This window comes from Chitinimonas sp. BJB300, assembly GCF_002735695.1.
GTDB lineage: Bacteria > Pseudomonadota > Gammaproteobacteria > Burkholderiales > Chitinimonadaceae > Chitinimonas.
In genome coordinates this window covers 1-15,003 of record NZ_PDZH01000019.1, presented here as the reverse complement: position 1 = coordinate 15,003, position 15,003 = coordinate 1, and the positions used below count along the sequence as shown (strand labels likewise).

Here is a 15,003-nt window from a genome sequence, read left to right as displayed (position 1 = left end):
CCAACCAAACGCAAAATGAAATCCTATTGATGCAGGATACTGGGGGGGCTGGCCTCAACGGCAGTGGTCGCCGTGTGTTGGTATGGGATGACCAGGATAGCGATGAAACGCAAGACAGCTGGCATTTCCTGTTGCTGGTACCCCAATCGACTGGTGAGGTGATTCAACCGGCAGTGCAAGAGGAATGGCAACGCGAGCTTAATCGCCTATTGGTAGCAGGGCGGAAAAGCGTGGTGTATTTGACGGGGAGCATGACGGATAGCGGATACCCCCGAAATTAGGAGATAGTGCGGACTCCGTTTCGTTTTAATGTTGCTTTGATGAGATTAGGGAGAATCAGCCTGTTTATACCCAGCTGATATTCTCCCTTCGTATCACATTTTCTTATCAGGGTTGTTATCACTCGAGAGCGTCAGGATAGTTGCTGCCTTGGGCGAAGACAGGAGACGCCTAAGTAGAGAAGTACCAATAAATGCAAAGATGAACGCAGTCACCCAATGTAGTGTGGATGGTTCCCACGAATAGCTGAGATCTTCACTATAGAATGTGTAATATAAATACATACAAACGGAATTGTAGAGACTATGAAGAAAAATACCGGGATATAAAGAGTGCGTACGTTCATATAGCCACCCTAAGATACTCCCTATAACAACGCCAACAACAAATTGATAAATATTTAAGTGAGCGAAGCCAAATATAAAAGATGAACCAATAATGGCAGGCCACTTGCGATATTGATATAAAAAACTGCGCAAGATAATGCCTCTGAAAAGCATTTCTTCAAGTATGGGAGCTAGAATGCATACAGTGATTATCGATATCACGCCATTCGACATCATACGATGATAGGACGCGGTAAACCATTCCGAAGGTGGGAAGAGAGAGGTTAATAGCGTATCACTTGTCCACATAAAAAGCGTTAATGCAGGTACGGTAAGCGAGATTGGTAGTATCAGCAGTCCTGTTGTTAATAATGGTGAGTTTTTTGAAAAATGAAATAGAGAGCCATAGCTCATATTCTTATAGTAAAGTAAAGCGCAGAAAATCACACCATTTCCTAATAAGGAAATAACCCCTTGGGTTTGTTGTATGTCAATGTCGATGCTACTGCGAAAGTCATAAAAAAGCGCACCAAGTAGATATTCTATTATAAAGAGAAATATTATGAGAAAAATTGCTTCAAGCGCAGTGGGAAAGGTTTCGTTTTTTTGCATCAAAGTAACTTTTATTTCTATTGAGATGGAATTGAAATTTAACTAGAATTAACCTGGTTAAGTTAATAATATTTTTGTGGGAAAATTTTCCTATTTAATCATAAAGTTAGTATTTAATAATTCATCGAATAATAACATAAAGAAATGGATTGGCGAGCCCAATAAGCTGTAAAAGTAAAGGTCTGCGGATAGGTGGTAAGCAAGCTTGGCGGTATAAAGCTTGCCAAGCAATGTTATGAGGTGTGCTTATCCTACCTCTAATTCTAAGGCTTATTTCTTCCCTGGCTTTCTTACTTCCAATGCAGCCGCTCCACCTTAAAACTGTCATTCGGCGTAGGTTCCACACCCAGCAGTTTACGGTCGTGGATAACGACGGGTAACGCGTAGGCGAGGGTGGTAAAAGGGACTTCGTCAGCCAGGATTTTCTGTACTTCGATATAGGATTTGGCTCGTGCTGCCTGCGTGGTGGCGACCCGGGCAGTGTCGAGCGCGGCGTCGGCTGGGTTGTTGCACCACTGGGCGAAGTTATAGCCGTTGGCGGCGGCATCGCAACTGGCGACGTTGCTGTAGAAACCGTCAGGGTCAAGCGTGCCGCTCCAGCCGCTCAGCAGCGAAGGCGCTTCGCCTGCACGTGCTTTTTTTACCAGGCTGACCCATTCAACGTTGACGAGGTTCAGTTTCACGCCCAGCTTGGCCCAATCCGACTGGATGAGTTCAGCGGTAAGGCGGAAATTCGGATTGGTAGCTGATCCACCGGGGCGCACCCACATCTCTGCTTCAAACCCGGTTGGGTAGCCAGCCTCGGTGAGTAGTTTCTTGGCTTTGGGCAGATCGGGAGCGACCGGCTTCACCAACTCAACTCCCCATAGGCTGCGTGGTGAATAGGGCATGGCAGCGACTTCTGCGCGGCCATCGAACACACTTTTTACAATCGCTTGGCGGTCGATCACCATCGATAGCGCTTGCCGTACACGTTTGTCGTCAAACGGCTTTTTGCCCACGTTGAAAAAGAGCTGTGCGCTGGACTGCATGCGTAATGGCGTAGCCACAAACTTCGGGTTGTGATCGAACTTGGGCAGGTCTTGAGGCTTGATGGTGTCGGCCAGATGGCATTCGCCAGCCAGAAGCTTCTGCGTGCGTACCGCGGGGTCGGTGACGATAGCCAGGATCAGCTTGTCGATGGCTGGTTTGTTGCGCCAGTAGTTAGGATTGGCCTCATACCGTGCCTGCGCGCCCTTATCGTACTTTTTCAGCATATAGGGGCCGGTGCCAATGGGTTGGCTGCTGATGAGATTGGGCGTGCCCGCGTGGTTCAGTTGTTGGCCATATTCGGCAGAAACGATGGCGAAGGCTGGGTGGGCAAAGCGCTCTAGCAATGGAGAGTACGGTTTGTTCAGCGTGAGCTTCACCGTGTAATCGTCGATTTTTTCCACTGTCTTAAACAGGTTCTTCCAGTCGCCTGCATTGGCATAAGGAAACCCCGCCGGTGCTGCTTTGGCGCCAGGATGGTCGGGCTGGATTTGGCGTTGGATGGTCCACAGTACATCGTCGGCATTGAAATCGCGGGTGGGTTTGAAATGCTCATTGTGTTGCCACTTCACGCCGTGACGTAGCTGGAAGGTATAGACGAGGCCATCGGCCGAGATCGTCCATTGCTGGGCCAGACTAGGGCTGAATTTGAACGGGCCAGGTTCGTATTCGATCAGGTTGTTGTAGATCTTGGTGGCTGACGCCTGGTGGGTGGCGTTATTGGCGCTTTGGGCAGGGTCAAAGCCATCGGGGTCGGCATCTGCGCAGATAACGAGTGGCTTTGCAGCGATAGCAGAACCGGTGGCGAGAGCAAGCAACAACAAAGGTAGGCGTGGCATGGAGGGGCTTCCTGGGCTGTTTGCGTAATGCAGCGAACGATAGATGGCAAGCCCTGCGCATAGGGTACAACCTATGGGCGTGAGCATGACACTATGTTGGATGCTAACCGCGTCATGATTGGCGCAAACAACCTTTTTTTGGCAGTGCCAGGCTGGTGTTGGCCTGCCGGCACAATACGGGTTGATCAGGCTGACAAATTTGGGATTGCGCCTGAGTCTGGTCATGCTGGCGTTTAGCGCGGCGACTGTCCAGCAAGGTACACGTATTGGTGGCTGGCTGCAGTGTGTTTACCACGCTAGTTCAATACGGAATCGGGCTTGGGGAGTGTTTCATCTGCGAATGCAAAGCCGGCATGTTCGCTGCCTTTGACGAGGTACATGGCTTTGTCGGCCGCCTTGAGCAGCTCATCCAGCTTTCTGCTGTGTTCAGGGCAGAGCGCAATGCCCAGGCTGCTGCCCACTTCCAGTTGACGATGATCGACTGTGATCGGCATGGCGATACGGTCGACCAATCGTACGGCGATGCTCGAAATGATGTTGCGTTCGTGCTGGTTGCTCAACACCACCACAAACTCGTCCCCTCCAATACGTGCTACCACATCGCTATCGCGCACCTGCTCCTCCAGTCGGCGCGCAATCTCAATCAATACCTTGTCGCCGGCATCGTGGCCAAACTGGTCATTTACTGGTTTGAACCGGTTCAGGTCGATCAGGATGATGGCGTGTTGACCGGTGTCCAGCAGCCGGGTGGTGCGCGCCACCAAGCCCGCTCGGTTGGCTACACCCGTCAGCGAGTCGGTTTCTGCTGCGGCGGTCAGCACATGGGTGCGGGCGCGCAATTCACGGTTCTTCAGTTGCATCATGCGCATACGGCTACCCATGGCGAGGGCGAAGATCACGACTTCAAGCGCCGCGCCGACTTGAAGGCCATAGCTGCGCATCCAGGGCCAGCTGATGAGGTTACGATTGTCGGCAATGACGATAATGGCGGAGACATGCAACGTGAGCTGGCCAAACAGGTACCAACGCGCAGGGTGAAAGCCCTGGCGCAGGGTGAATATCGCGGCGGTGATCAGGATGATGGCGGACACTGCCGCGACCAATTCAGTCATGCCTTGAGCCAGCGAAACATTTTCTACCATGGCAGCGCCAAAGGCCACAAGCAGCAAGGCGAGCATTGCATGGGTACTGAGATAAAGCTTGGGCGTGTATTTGGCCATGCTGAGAAAATCACGGCTGAACAGCATGGTGAATATCGCCCATAACACGGGCGCGCCGTTGTAGCTGCGCATTAGCAGTGCGGGTGAGTCAGAAATGACGTAGTGGGCCAAATGCCCGTTGTAGCCAGAGATGCTGATGGCGGCGAAAGCAACGGTAAGCACGTACCAGATATAGGTACGGTCACGCATGATATTCAGCAGCATCAGGTTGTACAGCAACATGGCCAGCAGCGCGCCGTAGCAGATGCCATCAATCAATTGGCGTGTACGCACCGCCACGGTGTATTCCCCCAGCTCCCGGATGCGGGGTTGGTATTGCTGAGGCAGCTCGGACTGCAATTTAAGATAAAGGGTATAGGGTTCGGCTGTAGGCAGGTGAAAGCGGAATACGGTGTTCTCTGATGCCAGCTGTCGATTGGCATAAGGCCGTTTGTAGCCAATATCGACGGGGTCGGCATGGCTACGGCCATTTGCGTCGATGGGGCCGTAGAACGATGCTTCGGCAATAGCCACCGATGTCAATTCCAGCACCCAGTCGTGTTCGGGGCTGCCTTGCACAGTAAGGCGGAGCCAATACGCGCTTGGATCATAGGTGTACTGGATGGGGCCGGAGGGTAGGGTGAAAGCGCTTGCTGGCGCATGCTGTACGTCATCCAGTGTCATCTTGCTTGTCGTATCGACCAACAACTGGAGTCGGCCATTGAAATACTGGCCTTCGGCAGCAGTGGTCAGGCGGACAGGCGTCGGCGTGGCGGCTGCCCATAGGGAGCAGCTCTGTAAGACCAATAGCAGAAGGGCAAGCAGTCGCAGCACTGTCGGTTCCTGCGGTGTCTGTGCGGGTGCAGCTTCAGCCTAGTGCCTTAGTCACGCGAAGCGCAACCCAGAGAGACGTTTTGCAAGATATGGCAGGTGGCTTTGCTACGGGTGGCTGCTGTCACAGCAAGGCCTTATAACAAGAGTTGCCAATAACCGGTATCTATCCAGCGGCCAAATTTATAGCCAGTTTGTTCAAACAACGCCATTTGCCTAAAGCCCAATTTTTCGTGCAATGCCACGCTGGCTGCATTGGGCAGGGCTATGCCACCAATGACGGTATGTTTGCCAACCTTTCTCAGTTGTTCGATCAAGGCAAGGTAGAGGCGTTCTCCTATACCTAACCGTTGTGCCTGGGGTGCCAGGTAGACCGAGCTTTCCACCGAGTGGCGATAGGCTGGTCTGGATCGCCAAGGACTTGCATAGGCGTAGCCCAGTTTTTGTCCATCGTGCTCGGCAACTAGCCAGGGTAGGCCATCCGATTTGATTTTGGTGATCCCGCGGGCGATATCCACCGGTTGGATTGGGCTTTCTTCAAAACTGATGACTGTTTCCAGTACATAAGGGTTGTAGATAGCTGCAATAGCGGCTGCATCGTCAGCCGTGGCGTCGCGTAGGGTGGGTGACATAGTGCAGGTTGCCTTCCGGTTTCATTGTTGATGTTATGCCCAGAACATCAGCCCAGTAATGCTGGGCTGCATCATGGTGAATTGGTGCGAGAAAGCCGAGACTGGCTCCGTTCTCTACGGCATTGGTGAGTAGCGTAATGAGCGCTGATACACGTTGTGCACCATCCTGGGCGGTAACAGCTTCGATAAGGATAGGTTTGGCCATTGCTTGTCGACATCAATTGGGATGGGCGGGGCGATAGGACTTGTTTGCAATAGAAAGCCGGCAGTCTGATCAACCAGATGGGGCGCGATATGCCGTTGCTTTACAGCGCAAGTCGTATGGTGTTCATCCTGGCTACGCAAATGCTGTGCCTGAAGAGACCGCGTTAATGAATTCAAAGGATTACGGCGTGAGTGCTCGACCGACCATTCATGGGCTGCACCAAATCAGTGCCGCTAGCCGAAGAACTCGCGCAATAGAAAGTCTTCCAGACCCGCGCCATCTTCCTGCCGGGCCGATAGCACGATCACCCGATTGAGTCGTTGCGACTCCCAGTTGAAGTCGCCGCTGTAGTGAGTGCGAATGATGGCGATCATGCGTCTGATCATTGCGCGTTCGAGGTCGCCACCAGGGGAGACTGATACATCGAATATTTCACTACGGGCACGGCTGCTATCGCCCGTCCAGCCACGGAACATGAATTGAGCGCTGAGCGTGCCTTTGCTGACGATCTGAAATACCCCATTGGTACCGGGCCGTTGCAAATTACGGCTGATATTGGCCATGCGTTGCTCTTCGGCCGAGGCTGGTGGGGGCGCGTACCCGCTGGCTTGCTGTTCTGCCGCTTGGCGTTTTTCTCGCATGGCCTGCATATAGCTGCTCAGGTCTGTGGCTGGTGGTGGTGTCAGATCAAGCGGCTTGGTTACCTGTGTGGGAGGCAATTCAAGCGGGCGTGGCACCGGCACTATCTCAGCAGGTTCCTCATCACGCGGCTTAGAAGGCGTGGGCGTAATCGCATGTTTGGGTTGTGGTAAGACCTCTACCTTGACGGGGTCGGGTACCTGGGGTTTTGCCGTTGGCTTGTCCTGCAGGTTCATCTCTAACTGCAATGGAGCCTGACTTGCCGGTGCCGTGGTTTCTCCCACGTGGGGGGGGGGGCGGGTAAAAACATATATCAACAGCAAATGCAGCAACAGTGTGGCAACCAGGGCAATCAACGTCTTCCGCTGGATGGAAATTTCAATATCCTGGTCGCGCCAGCCACCCATGCGCCAGACCGGCTGAAAGCGGGTCTGGGTCATAGTAGCGGGCAGATGTTGGCCCAGGGAGATCGAACTAGTGGTCAAGGGAAGTTCCGAAATACGGGAAAGAATATATAAAGTTGAATGATTACCGCGTTGTGATGGAGAGCAGAATGATTTGTTCCCTGGAATTGGAAGTCTGCTTTGGCACTGCCGACGCGTCGCGACTGTAAACACTGTTGCGCGGTCTTGCTAGAGGGTGATGCCATTACACTCAGCTATCGTTGTGCCTGCTGCATAGGGTGTCGGAAACATGCAAAAAGGGCAGACCGGTATGGCCTGCCCATGTCGAGTGAGAAACGCGAAAGAAGCTTCAGAACCTGTCTAAAAGTCTGCTGTGCGTCAGCAATGCGGCGTTGAAAATGCCCTCAGAATGCGCGTTTACCACTTGTAAACGCCGCTTCCTCGGCTGTTTTCGCCTTTTCTTGTCTAGCTCGCGATACTTTAGGCGGATTCTTACAACTGCATCGACTTGATCTCGTAAAACTCATGGATACCAAACTCACCCCACTCGCGGCCGTTGCCAGACTGCTTGTAACCGCCCAATGGTGCATCGTAATTGAAGTCGCCTCCATTCACGTAGCAGCCGCCAGCGCGAATCTGGCGGGCGATGCGGATGGCTTCTTCTTGGGTGCCTGCCCAAACCCCGCTCGATAGTCCGTAGATGCTGTCGTTGGCGATGGCGATGGCTTCGTCAAGGCTGTTATATGGAATCATGCAAATCACTGGGCCGAAAATTTCTTCCTGGGCAATCGTCATCTTGTTATGCACATCGCGGAAGATGGTCGGCTTTACATAAGCGCCGTGGTTCAGGCCCGTAGGGCGCTCAAGGCCACCAGTAACCAGCTTGGCGCCTTCATCCAGCCCTTGTTGAATGTACTTGAGCACGGTTTCGCGCTGACTCATCGAACTCATAGGGCCGACATAGGTGTCCTTGTCGAACGGGTCGCCCACCTTGAGGCTTTCCGCCACCTGCTTGGCAATTTGCGTGGCTTCTTCATATTTGCTGGCAGGCACCAACATACGCGTCAGGGCGATGCAGGTTTGGCCGGTATTGATCATCACATCCTTGACGCCAAAGCTGACAGCCTGCTCCAACGGTGCGTTTTCAGTAATGATGAAGGGTGATTTGCCACCTAATTCCAGGCACACACGTTTGACGCTATCTGCCGCCAATGTCTGGATACGTTTGCCGGTGGCGGTGGAGCCCGTGAAGGAGACCATGTCCACTTCAGGATGCGTGACCATCGCATCGCCCAGTACGCCCCCCTTGCCGGTAATAAGGTTGAATACCCCCTTGGGTAAGCCGATGTCGGCGACGACCTCGGCAAAGATGATGTCTTGCAATGGGGTAATGGAGGAAGGTTTGATGACCATGGTGCAACCGGTGGCCAAGGCAGGGGCAACCTTGCCGATCAATTGGTACAGGGGGTAGTTCCACGGCGTGATGAATGCGCATACGCCCACGGCTTCGCGTACCACGAGGGAATTGTTTACCCGTTTCTCGACTTCCATCTCATAGGCGCGCCCCGCGAATTTTTCGAGGGCTTTCACGCAGTTTACCTGGATGATCTTGGCGATTTCGAGCGGACAACCCATCGATTGGGTAATCGCCTGCGCCAAGTCTTCCTTACGTTTCTCCAATGCAACATGCAGCTTGCGTATCCAATCGGCGCGCTCTGCGGCGCTGGTGGCGGACCACCTTGGAAAAGCGGCGCGAGCAGCGGCGAAGGCTGCGTTGACGTCATCCAGATCCGCATTGCAGACCTGGGCGAAACCTTCCTCCGTGGCGGGGTTGAACACGGTGGTGTAGCCACTGCCGTGTGGGGCGACCCATTCGCCATTGATAAATAATTTGTCGAAGCGTTGCATGAGTGCGCTCTCCAAAGCGTTTGTTATGGTGGGGCGGGGGCGAAATAGGCGTATGGGCCTTTTGGCTCTAGTGGTTATCAGTAAACTTTATTTCATCTAAACCTAAAAAATAGGCGCTGCGTTGGGGCTGACCAAGCTGGCACTGATGATCTCGGCCTGTTGTTGGCCCAGGTTGCGGAATCGGTGCGGCAATGTCGAGTCAAAGTAATAACCCTCGCCGGAAACCAGTACACGGGTTTGCTCGGCAACCGTCAGCTCGATTTCACCCCGAATCACCATGCCGACTTCCTGGCCTGCATGGCTTAGCATTTCGGCTCCGGTATCCGAACCTGGTTCATAGACTTCGTGCAGCATGGTGATGTGACGATTGTGCACTCCATGGCCCAACAAGAACAGGCTGACGCCTTCGCCACCAATATCTGGCATCTGTTCACGTTCGAAGAACGGTGATGGGCGGGCGGGTTCTTCTATGTCAAATGTAAAGAACTCTGCCAGGCTCATTGGCACGCCATCCAGTACCTTTTTCAAGGAAGAGATCGACGGACTTACCCGATTCTGCTCAATCAGCGAGATGGTGCTGTTCGTCACCCCGGCACGCTTGGCCAGTTCGCGTTGCGACAGCGCGTGCTTTTCACGAACCAGTTTGAGCCGGGTGCTGACTTCCCGTGTCATGGTCTTTTCCTTGCTGGGTACCTATCGAAAGTGTCCAAAATTGTGAACACCCTGTAAGGGGAAATTATACGGCCATATATTCTCTAACAAGCATGATATAGCACGAAGTCATTGATATTAGGCTTATTGCGGCGCACAACCGAACTTGCTTGTGTGGTGTTTGAGGGCTGGTGTTTAATATGTTTGACATTGTACTGCGACGGCGCGTTGAGAATGTTTGACGCGTAAGTGCGGAAATGAATGGTGTCGCAAGCCCTATCCAGCGCCACAAGCAATCAAATATATATAACGGAGACAACAGCATGCTGATCGGCGTACCCAAGGAAATTAAGAACCATGAATACCGAGTGGGCCTGACACCCGCCGGCGTCAAGGAACTCAAGCGTAACGGCCACGATATCCTGGTGCAGGCCAATGCCGGTACGGCGATCGGCTTCCCGGACGAGCAGTATGTTGCCGCCGGGGCGCAAATCGTGGCGGCAGCGGAAGAAATCTTCAAACGCGCGGACATGATCATCAAGGTCAAGGAGCCCCAGCCGGTGGAGTGCGCCATGCTGCGTGCCGGCCAGATCCTGTATACCTACCTGCATCTCGCGCCGGATCCTGAACAAACCGCTGCCTTGGTAAAGAGCGGCTGTGTCGCGATTGCCTATGAAACCGTGACGGATGGTCGTGGTGGATTGCCCCTTCTGGCGCCCATGTCGGAAGTAGCAGGGCGGATGGCGATTCAGGCGGCTGCGCGTTGTCTGGAAAAATCAGCAGGTGGTTCCGGCGTGCTGTTGGGTGGTGTACCGGGCGTGTCGCCCGGCCACGTCACCGTGATTGGCGGTGGCGTTGTCGGCACCCATGCCGCGCGTATGGCGGCGGGTTTTGGAGCCGATGTCACGCTGTTGGACCGGTCTTTACCGCGCCTCAAGGAAATTGATGAGACCTTTGGCGGGCGGATCAAGACCCTTTATTCCACACAGGATGCCATTGAGAGCGAACTCAAGCAGGCCGATGCGGTGATTGGCGCGGTGCTGATTCCCGGCGCGGCAGCACCGAAGCTGGTCAGCAAAGCCATGCTGAAGTTGATGAAGCCAGGCTCTGTGCTGGTGGACGTGGCGATTGACCAGGGCGGCTGCTTCGAAACCTCGCGTGCGACGACTCATCAGGAACCCACCTACGTGGTGGACGGCGTGACGCATTACTGCGTTGCCAATATGCCCGGCGGTGTGGCTCGTACTTCTACCATCGCCCTGACCAATGCCACGCTGGTGCACGCGGTGGCGATTGCCAACAAGGGCTGGCAGCAGGCGATGAAGGACGATGTACATTTGAAGAATGGTTTGAATGTCTGCAATGGCAAGATCACTTACGAGGCCGTAGCCAATGATCTCGGCTATGCCTATGTGCCGGCAGAGGCCTTGCTGGGCTAATTTGATCAACTGAAGCAGTGCACGCGCTTGGTGCTGAAGACCGAGGGCGTGCTGAACAAGGTGATGAGAGCATGAAACGCAAACCGCTGGTCGCCCTGGTGGCGGATCGTAAGCAGTTGGGTCTGCATCCCTTCCATTGTGTGGGCGAGAAATACATTACTGCCGTGATCGGGGGAGCGGATTGTCTGGTGATGCTGGTGCCGGCGCTGGGGGACTTGCAGGAAGCTGATGCGATACTGGATTGCGTCGATGGCCTGCTGTTTACGGGCAGTGTATCGATGGTGGACCCCAAGCATTACAACGGCCCCACTTTGCCTGAAGGGCAGCAACTGGATGCAGCGCGCGACCAGACCGCCATGCCGTTGATGAAAGCCGCCGTAGCCCGGGGCATGCCGGTGTTCGCGATTTGCCGTGGCTTTCAGGAAATGAATGTGGTGTTTGGCGGTTCGCTGCTGCAAAAAGTGCATGAAACACCGGGCATGATTGATCACCGTGAAGACAGCGATGCCAGCCTGGACGTCCAGTATGGGCCGGCGCACCTTGTGCAATTCACCCAAGGTGGCTTGATTCAACGCACCAGTGGATTGCAGATGTATCAAGTCAACTCCATCCATAACCAGGGCGTTGAACGCCTGGGCGCGGGCCTCATAGCCGAGGCGATTGCGCCGGATGGCTTGGTTGAAGCGTTTTCTGTGCAAGACGCCAAAGCCTTTGCGCTTGCGGTGCAATGGCACCCCGAGTGGCAATATGCCAGCAATCCACTTTCTGAAAGCCTGTTCAAGGCCTTTGGTGACGATTGCCGGCGGTATCAAGCGAGCCGTTAGTCTAGCGACTAACCCAAGGTCGGAAAGCGACGAGGAATCCGCCTCGCCGCGCTTTCCCACCTTGCTGTGTTCGTTCACAACCGGAGGTTCGCCGCATTGCGGCGAAAAACAGCATGAATCAGTTCCAAGACTTTTTCCGTGAGAATGGTATTACCGAAGTTGAGTGCGTCGTTCCTGATATGACCGGCGTGGCGCGTGGCAAGATCCTGCCCAAGAGCCAATTCAACTCCGCCAACATGCGCCTGCCCAAGGCGGTACTGATCCAGACCGTCACCGGCGACTGGCCCGATGATGACAATATCACCGGCCCGACCGACCCGGACATTATCTGCGTGCCGGACCTCAATACCGTGCGCATGGTGCCATGGGCGCCAGACCCCACTGCCTTGGTGATTCATGACTGCGTGAATTTCGACGGCAGCCCGGTGGAAATTTCGCCGCGCTATGTATTGCGTAAGGTCCTTAAGCTGTTTGAAGCGCGTGGTTGGAAGCCCGTTGTGGCACCCGAGCTGGAGTTCTATCTGGTCGAGCGCAACATCGACCCCGACATTCCGCTCAAGCCGCCCATCGGCCGTACTGGCCGGGCTGAAACAGGCCGAATGAGCTATAGCATCGATGCGGTGAATGAATTCGACCCGTATTTCGAAGATGTATACGAGTACAGCGATGTCATGCGGCTGGATGTTGACACGCTGATCCATGAAGTCGGCGCGGGCCAGATGGAGATCAATTTCGTCCATGGTGATGCGCTCGACCTGGCCGACCGGGTTTTCCTTTTCAAGCGCGTGGTGCGCGAGACGGCGCTGCGACACAATATCTACGCTACCTTCATGGCCAAACCCATGCAGGAAGAGCCAGGCAGCGCCATGCATATTCACCAGAGCGTTGTGGACATGCAGGGCGAGAATGTCTTCTCGAATGCAGATGGCGGCCCATCCGACCTATTTCTCAGCTACATCGCGGGCTTGCAGCGCTATATGCCGGCCGTGATGCCGATCATGGCCCCGTTTGTGAACAGCTATCGTCGGTTGTCGCGCTTCACGGCGGCGCCGATTAATCTGCAATGGGGTTACGACAATCGTACGGTGGGTATCCGCATACCGAACTCCGGGCCGGAGGCACGTCGGGTGGAAAACCGCGTACCGGGCGTGGATGTGAACCCTTACCTCGCCATGGCGGCAACCCTGGCCTGCGGTTATCTGGGCATGATCAAAGGGCTCAAGCCCACCGCGCCGATGAGCACCAGCGGATATGACCTGGATTACGATTTGCCACGCCATCTGGAAGACGCCATTGAAGCCATGCGCGATTCGGCGGACATTGCCGACGTATTCGGTGCTGACTTTGTCCATGCTTTCTGCGCGGTGAAGGAGAAGGAGTACGACACTTTCTTCCGCGTGATTAGTTCATGGGAACGCAGTCACCTGCTGCTTAATGTATAAAGCGCGCCCTGCTACCTATCCCTTTTCAGTCATCCCTCGCTGTCACAATCAGCTGGTACGGAGAATCTCATGAGCAATGTGTTTGACAATCGCCCCGCTATTTACGTGGAGGCGCACAAGGCTGGTGGTAGCGTGTTTGCTGCGCGTAGCACGAAGGAATACCAACAGCTGGATGCCGCCCACCATCTGCATCCATTCAGTGATATGGGTGCGCTGAACAAACAAGGCAGCCGGGTGATCACCAAGGCTGAAGGTGTGTACCTGTGGGATTCGGACGGCAACAAGATCATCGACGGCATGGCAGGCTTATGGTGCGTCAACATCGGCTATGGCCGCCGCGAAATCGCCGAGGTGGCGTACAAGCAGATGTTGGAATTGCCGTTCTACAACACCTTTTTCAAGACGACCCACCCACCTGTGATCGAGTTGTCGAAGTTGCTGAGTGAAGTGACACCGGCTGGCTTTGAGCACTTCTTCTATTGCAATTCCGGCTCCGAAGGCAATGACACGGTCTTGCGCGTGGTGCATCAATACTGGGCAGCGGTAGGGCAGCCCCAAAAGCGCTACATCGTTTCGCGTAAGAACGGCTATCACGGCTCCACCATTGCCGGCGCTTCGCTGGGTGGCATGGACTATATGCATGAGCAGATGCCTTCGCAGGTGCCAAATATCGTCCACATCAACCAACCGTATTGGTTTGGTGAGGGTGGCGACCTTACACCAGCCGAGTTTGGCCTCAAATGCGCGCGCGAGCTGGAAGCCAAGATTCTGGAACTGGGTGCGGAAAACGTCGCGGCCTTTATCGGCGAGCCCTTCCAGGGTGCGGGTGGGGTGATATTCCCACCAGAAAGCTACTGGCCGGAAATCCAACGTATTTGCCGTCAGTACGATGTGCTCTTGTGTGCCGACGAGGTGATTGGCGGCTTTGGCCGTACCGGTGAATGGTTTGCCCATCAGCACTTCGGTTTTGAGCCGGACACGATGACCCTGGCCAAGGGGTTGACCAGTGGCTATGTACCTATGGGTGTCGTGGCGATTCGCAGAAAGGTGGCGGAAGCGTTGATTGCCGGGGGCGATTTCAACCATGGCTTGACCTACTCGGGCCACCCGGTTGCTGCGGCCGTTGCGGTCGCCAATATCAAAATCCTGCGTGAAGGCGGGATGATCGACCAGGTCAAGAATGACACCGGGCCTTATTTCCAGAAGTCCTTGCGCGACGCGTTGGCGGGCTCGCCACTGGTAGGTGAGATTGCAGGTACAGGTCTGGTGGCCGGTATGCAGCTGACTGAAGACAAAGCCAGCCGTAAGCGGTTTGCCAACGGTGGTGACATTGGCTTGAAGTGCCGGGATTATTGCTTTAAGAACAATCTCATCATGCGCGCCACTGGCGACCGTATGTTGTTGAGCCCGCCCTTGGTGATCAACAAGACCGAAATCGATGAGTTGGTCGAGAAGGCGGCACGTTGTATTGACCTGACAGCGCGAGATCTGGGCATGGTTTGATCTAGGTATTGGACGGAGGCACAATTTATCGCCGTGCTTTCTGTCCGCTGATGGGCCCGTCTTTAAGCGCAATGCCAAAAATAATTAATAACTGATGTTACGCAGTGCATACGCTAACCTGTCGCCATGAAGAACAAAGAACTCGATTTGTACACCGACTATTTGCTGAGCACGTTTGGCGCGGCGACAGCAACGGGCTTGTCGGCGATGGTAGGTGGTGCAGTGAGCCACGACCAGGTGA

The 15,003-nt window shown here is 54.4% G+C and carries 13 protein-coding genes; 5 read left to right on the top strand and 8 right to left on the bottom strand.

Annotated elements, in window-relative coordinates; all coding sequences use genetic code 11:
• Positions 1 to 29 precede the first annotated feature (29 nt).
• A complete protein-coding gene (locus CSQ89_RS05020; RefSeq protein WP_099405091.1) occupies positions 30 to 281 on the top strand; it encodes a hypothetical protein in 252 nt (83 codons plus the stop codon).
• Between the two features lie 93 nt (positions 282 to 374).
• On the opposite strand, the gene CSQ89_RS05015 is transcribed toward CSQ89_RS05020, so the two are convergent.
• From CSQ89_RS05015 to CSQ89_RS04980, 8 genes are all read right to left on the bottom strand, one after another.
• Positions 375 to 1,217, bottom strand: coding sequence for a CPBP family intramembrane glutamic endopeptidase (locus tag CSQ89_RS05015; protein WP_099405090.1), 843 nt, complete (start codon positions 1,215 to 1,217; stop codon positions 375 to 377).
• Between the two features lie 290 nt (positions 1,218 to 1,507).
• On the bottom strand, positions 1,508 to 3,085 hold the full coding sequence (locus CSQ89_RS05010) for an ABC transporter substrate-binding protein (protein WP_158228907.1): 1,578 nt from the start codon (positions 3,083 to 3,085) through the stop codon (positions 1,508 to 1,510).
• Positions 3,086 to 3,381: 296 nt separating this feature from the next.
• Positions 3,382 to 5,118 (bottom strand): diguanylate cyclase, encoded by a 1,737-nt coding sequence (locus CSQ89_RS05005; protein ID WP_099405088.1) that lies wholly within the window; start codon positions 5,116 to 5,118, stop codon positions 3,382 to 3,384.
• 134 nt (positions 5,119 to 5,252) lie between these two features.
• On the bottom strand, positions 5,253 to 5,747 hold the full coding sequence (locus tag CSQ89_RS05000; protein ID WP_099405087.1) for an arsinothricin resistance N-acetyltransferase ArsN1 family B: 495 nt from the start codon (positions 5,745 to 5,747) through the stop codon (positions 5,253 to 5,255).
• The gene (locus tag CSQ89_RS04995; RefSeq protein WP_099405086.1) at positions 5,716 to 5,952 is read right to left on the bottom strand and encodes a hypothetical protein; all 237 of its coding nucleotides are present in this window, start codon (positions 5,950 to 5,952) and stop codon (positions 5,716 to 5,718) included. The genes CSQ89_RS05000 and CSQ89_RS04995 overlap by 32 nt, the downstream gene beginning before the upstream one ends.
• 233 nt (positions 5,953 to 6,185) lie before the next feature.
• Positions 6,186 to 7,076 (bottom strand): hypothetical protein, encoded by an 891-nt coding sequence (locus CSQ89_RS04990; protein WP_139022794.1) that lies wholly within the window; start codon positions 7,074 to 7,076, stop codon positions 6,186 to 6,188.
• A 411-nt stretch (positions 7,077 to 7,487) separates the two neighbouring features.
• Positions 7,488 to 8,903 (bottom strand): aldehyde dehydrogenase family protein, encoded by a 1,416-nt coding sequence (locus CSQ89_RS04985; protein WP_099405084.1) that lies wholly within the window; start codon positions 8,901 to 8,903, stop codon positions 7,488 to 7,490.
• Between the two features lie 102 nt (positions 8,904 to 9,005).
• Complete coding sequence (locus CSQ89_RS04980; protein ID WP_099405083.1) at positions 9,006 to 9,575, bottom strand: cupin domain-containing protein; 570 nt, start codon at positions 9,573 to 9,575, stop codon at positions 9,006 to 9,008.
• A gap of 302 nt (positions 9,576 to 9,877) precedes the next feature.
• On the opposite strand from CSQ89_RS04980, the gene ald reads away from it, so the two are divergent.
• The 4 genes from ald to CSQ89_RS04960 all read left to right on the top strand — a co-directional run bounded on the left by ald (position 9,878) and on the right by CSQ89_RS04960 (position 14,762).
• A complete protein-coding gene (gene ald / locus CSQ89_RS04975) occupies positions 9,878 to 10,993 on the top strand; it encodes an alanine dehydrogenase (protein WP_099405082.1) in 1,116 nt (371 codons plus the stop codon).
• 71 nt (positions 10,994 to 11,064) lie between these two features.
• Positions 11,065 to 11,817 (top strand): gamma-glutamyl-gamma-aminobutyrate hydrolase family protein, encoded by a 753-nt coding sequence (locus CSQ89_RS04970; protein WP_099405081.1) that lies wholly within the window; start codon positions 11,065 to 11,067, stop codon positions 11,815 to 11,817.
• A gap of 113 nt (positions 11,818 to 11,930) precedes the next feature.
• Complete coding sequence (locus tag CSQ89_RS04965; protein ID WP_099405080.1) at positions 11,931 to 13,259, top strand: glutamine synthetase family protein; 1,329 nt, start codon at positions 11,931 to 11,933, stop codon at positions 13,257 to 13,259.
• A 69-nt stretch (positions 13,260 to 13,328) separates the two neighbouring features.
• Positions 13,329 to 14,762: an aspartate aminotransferase family protein gene (locus tag CSQ89_RS04960; RefSeq protein WP_099405079.1), complete on the top strand. Its 1,434-nt coding sequence runs from the start codon at positions 13,329 to 13,331 to the stop codon at positions 14,760 to 14,762.
• Positions 14,763 to 15,003: the final 241 nt, after the last annotated feature.

Excerpts from the sequence above, each read along its gene's own strand:
- CSQ89_RS05020 (WP_099405091.1), top strand. The coding sequence starts at position 30 with ATGCAGGATACTGGGGGGGCTGGCCTCAACGGCAGTGGTCGCCGTGTG.
- CSQ89_RS05015 (WP_099405090.1), bottom strand. The coding sequence starts at position 1,217 with ATGCAAAAAAACGAAACCTTTCCCACTGCGCTTGAAGCAATTTTTCTC.
- CSQ89_RS05010 (WP_158228907.1), bottom strand. The coding sequence starts at position 3,085 with ATGCCACGCCTACCTTTGTTGTTGCTTGCTCTCGCCACCGGTTCTGCT.
- CSQ89_RS05000 (WP_099405087.1), bottom strand. The coding sequence starts at position 5,747 with ATGTCACCCACCCTACGCGACGCCACGGCTGACGATGCAGCCGCTATT.
- CSQ89_RS04995 (WP_099405086.1), bottom strand. The coding sequence starts at position 5,952 with ATGGCCAAACCTATCCTTATCGAAGCTGTTACCGCCCAGGATGGTGCA.
- CSQ89_RS04985 (WP_099405084.1), bottom strand. The coding sequence starts at position 8,903 with ATGCAACGCTTCGACAAATTATTTATCAATGGCGAATGGGTCGCCCCA.
- CSQ89_RS04980 (WP_099405083.1), bottom strand. The coding sequence starts at position 9,575 with ATGACACGGGAAGTCAGCACCCGGCTCAAACTGGTTCGTGAAAAGCAC.
- ald (WP_099405082.1), top strand. The coding sequence starts at position 9,878 with ATGCTGATCGGCGTACCCAAGGAAATTAAGAACCATGAATACCGAGTG.
- CSQ89_RS04970 (WP_099405081.1), top strand. The coding sequence starts at position 11,065 with ATGAAACGCAAACCGCTGGTCGCCCTGGTGGCGGATCGTAAGCAGTTG.
- CSQ89_RS04965 (WP_099405080.1), top strand. The coding sequence starts at position 11,931 with ATGAATCAGTTCCAAGACTTTTTCCGTGAGAATGGTATTACCGAAGTT.
- CSQ89_RS04960 (WP_099405079.1), top strand. The coding sequence starts at position 13,329 with ATGAGCAATGTGTTTGACAATCGCCCCGCTATTTACGTGGAGGCGCAC.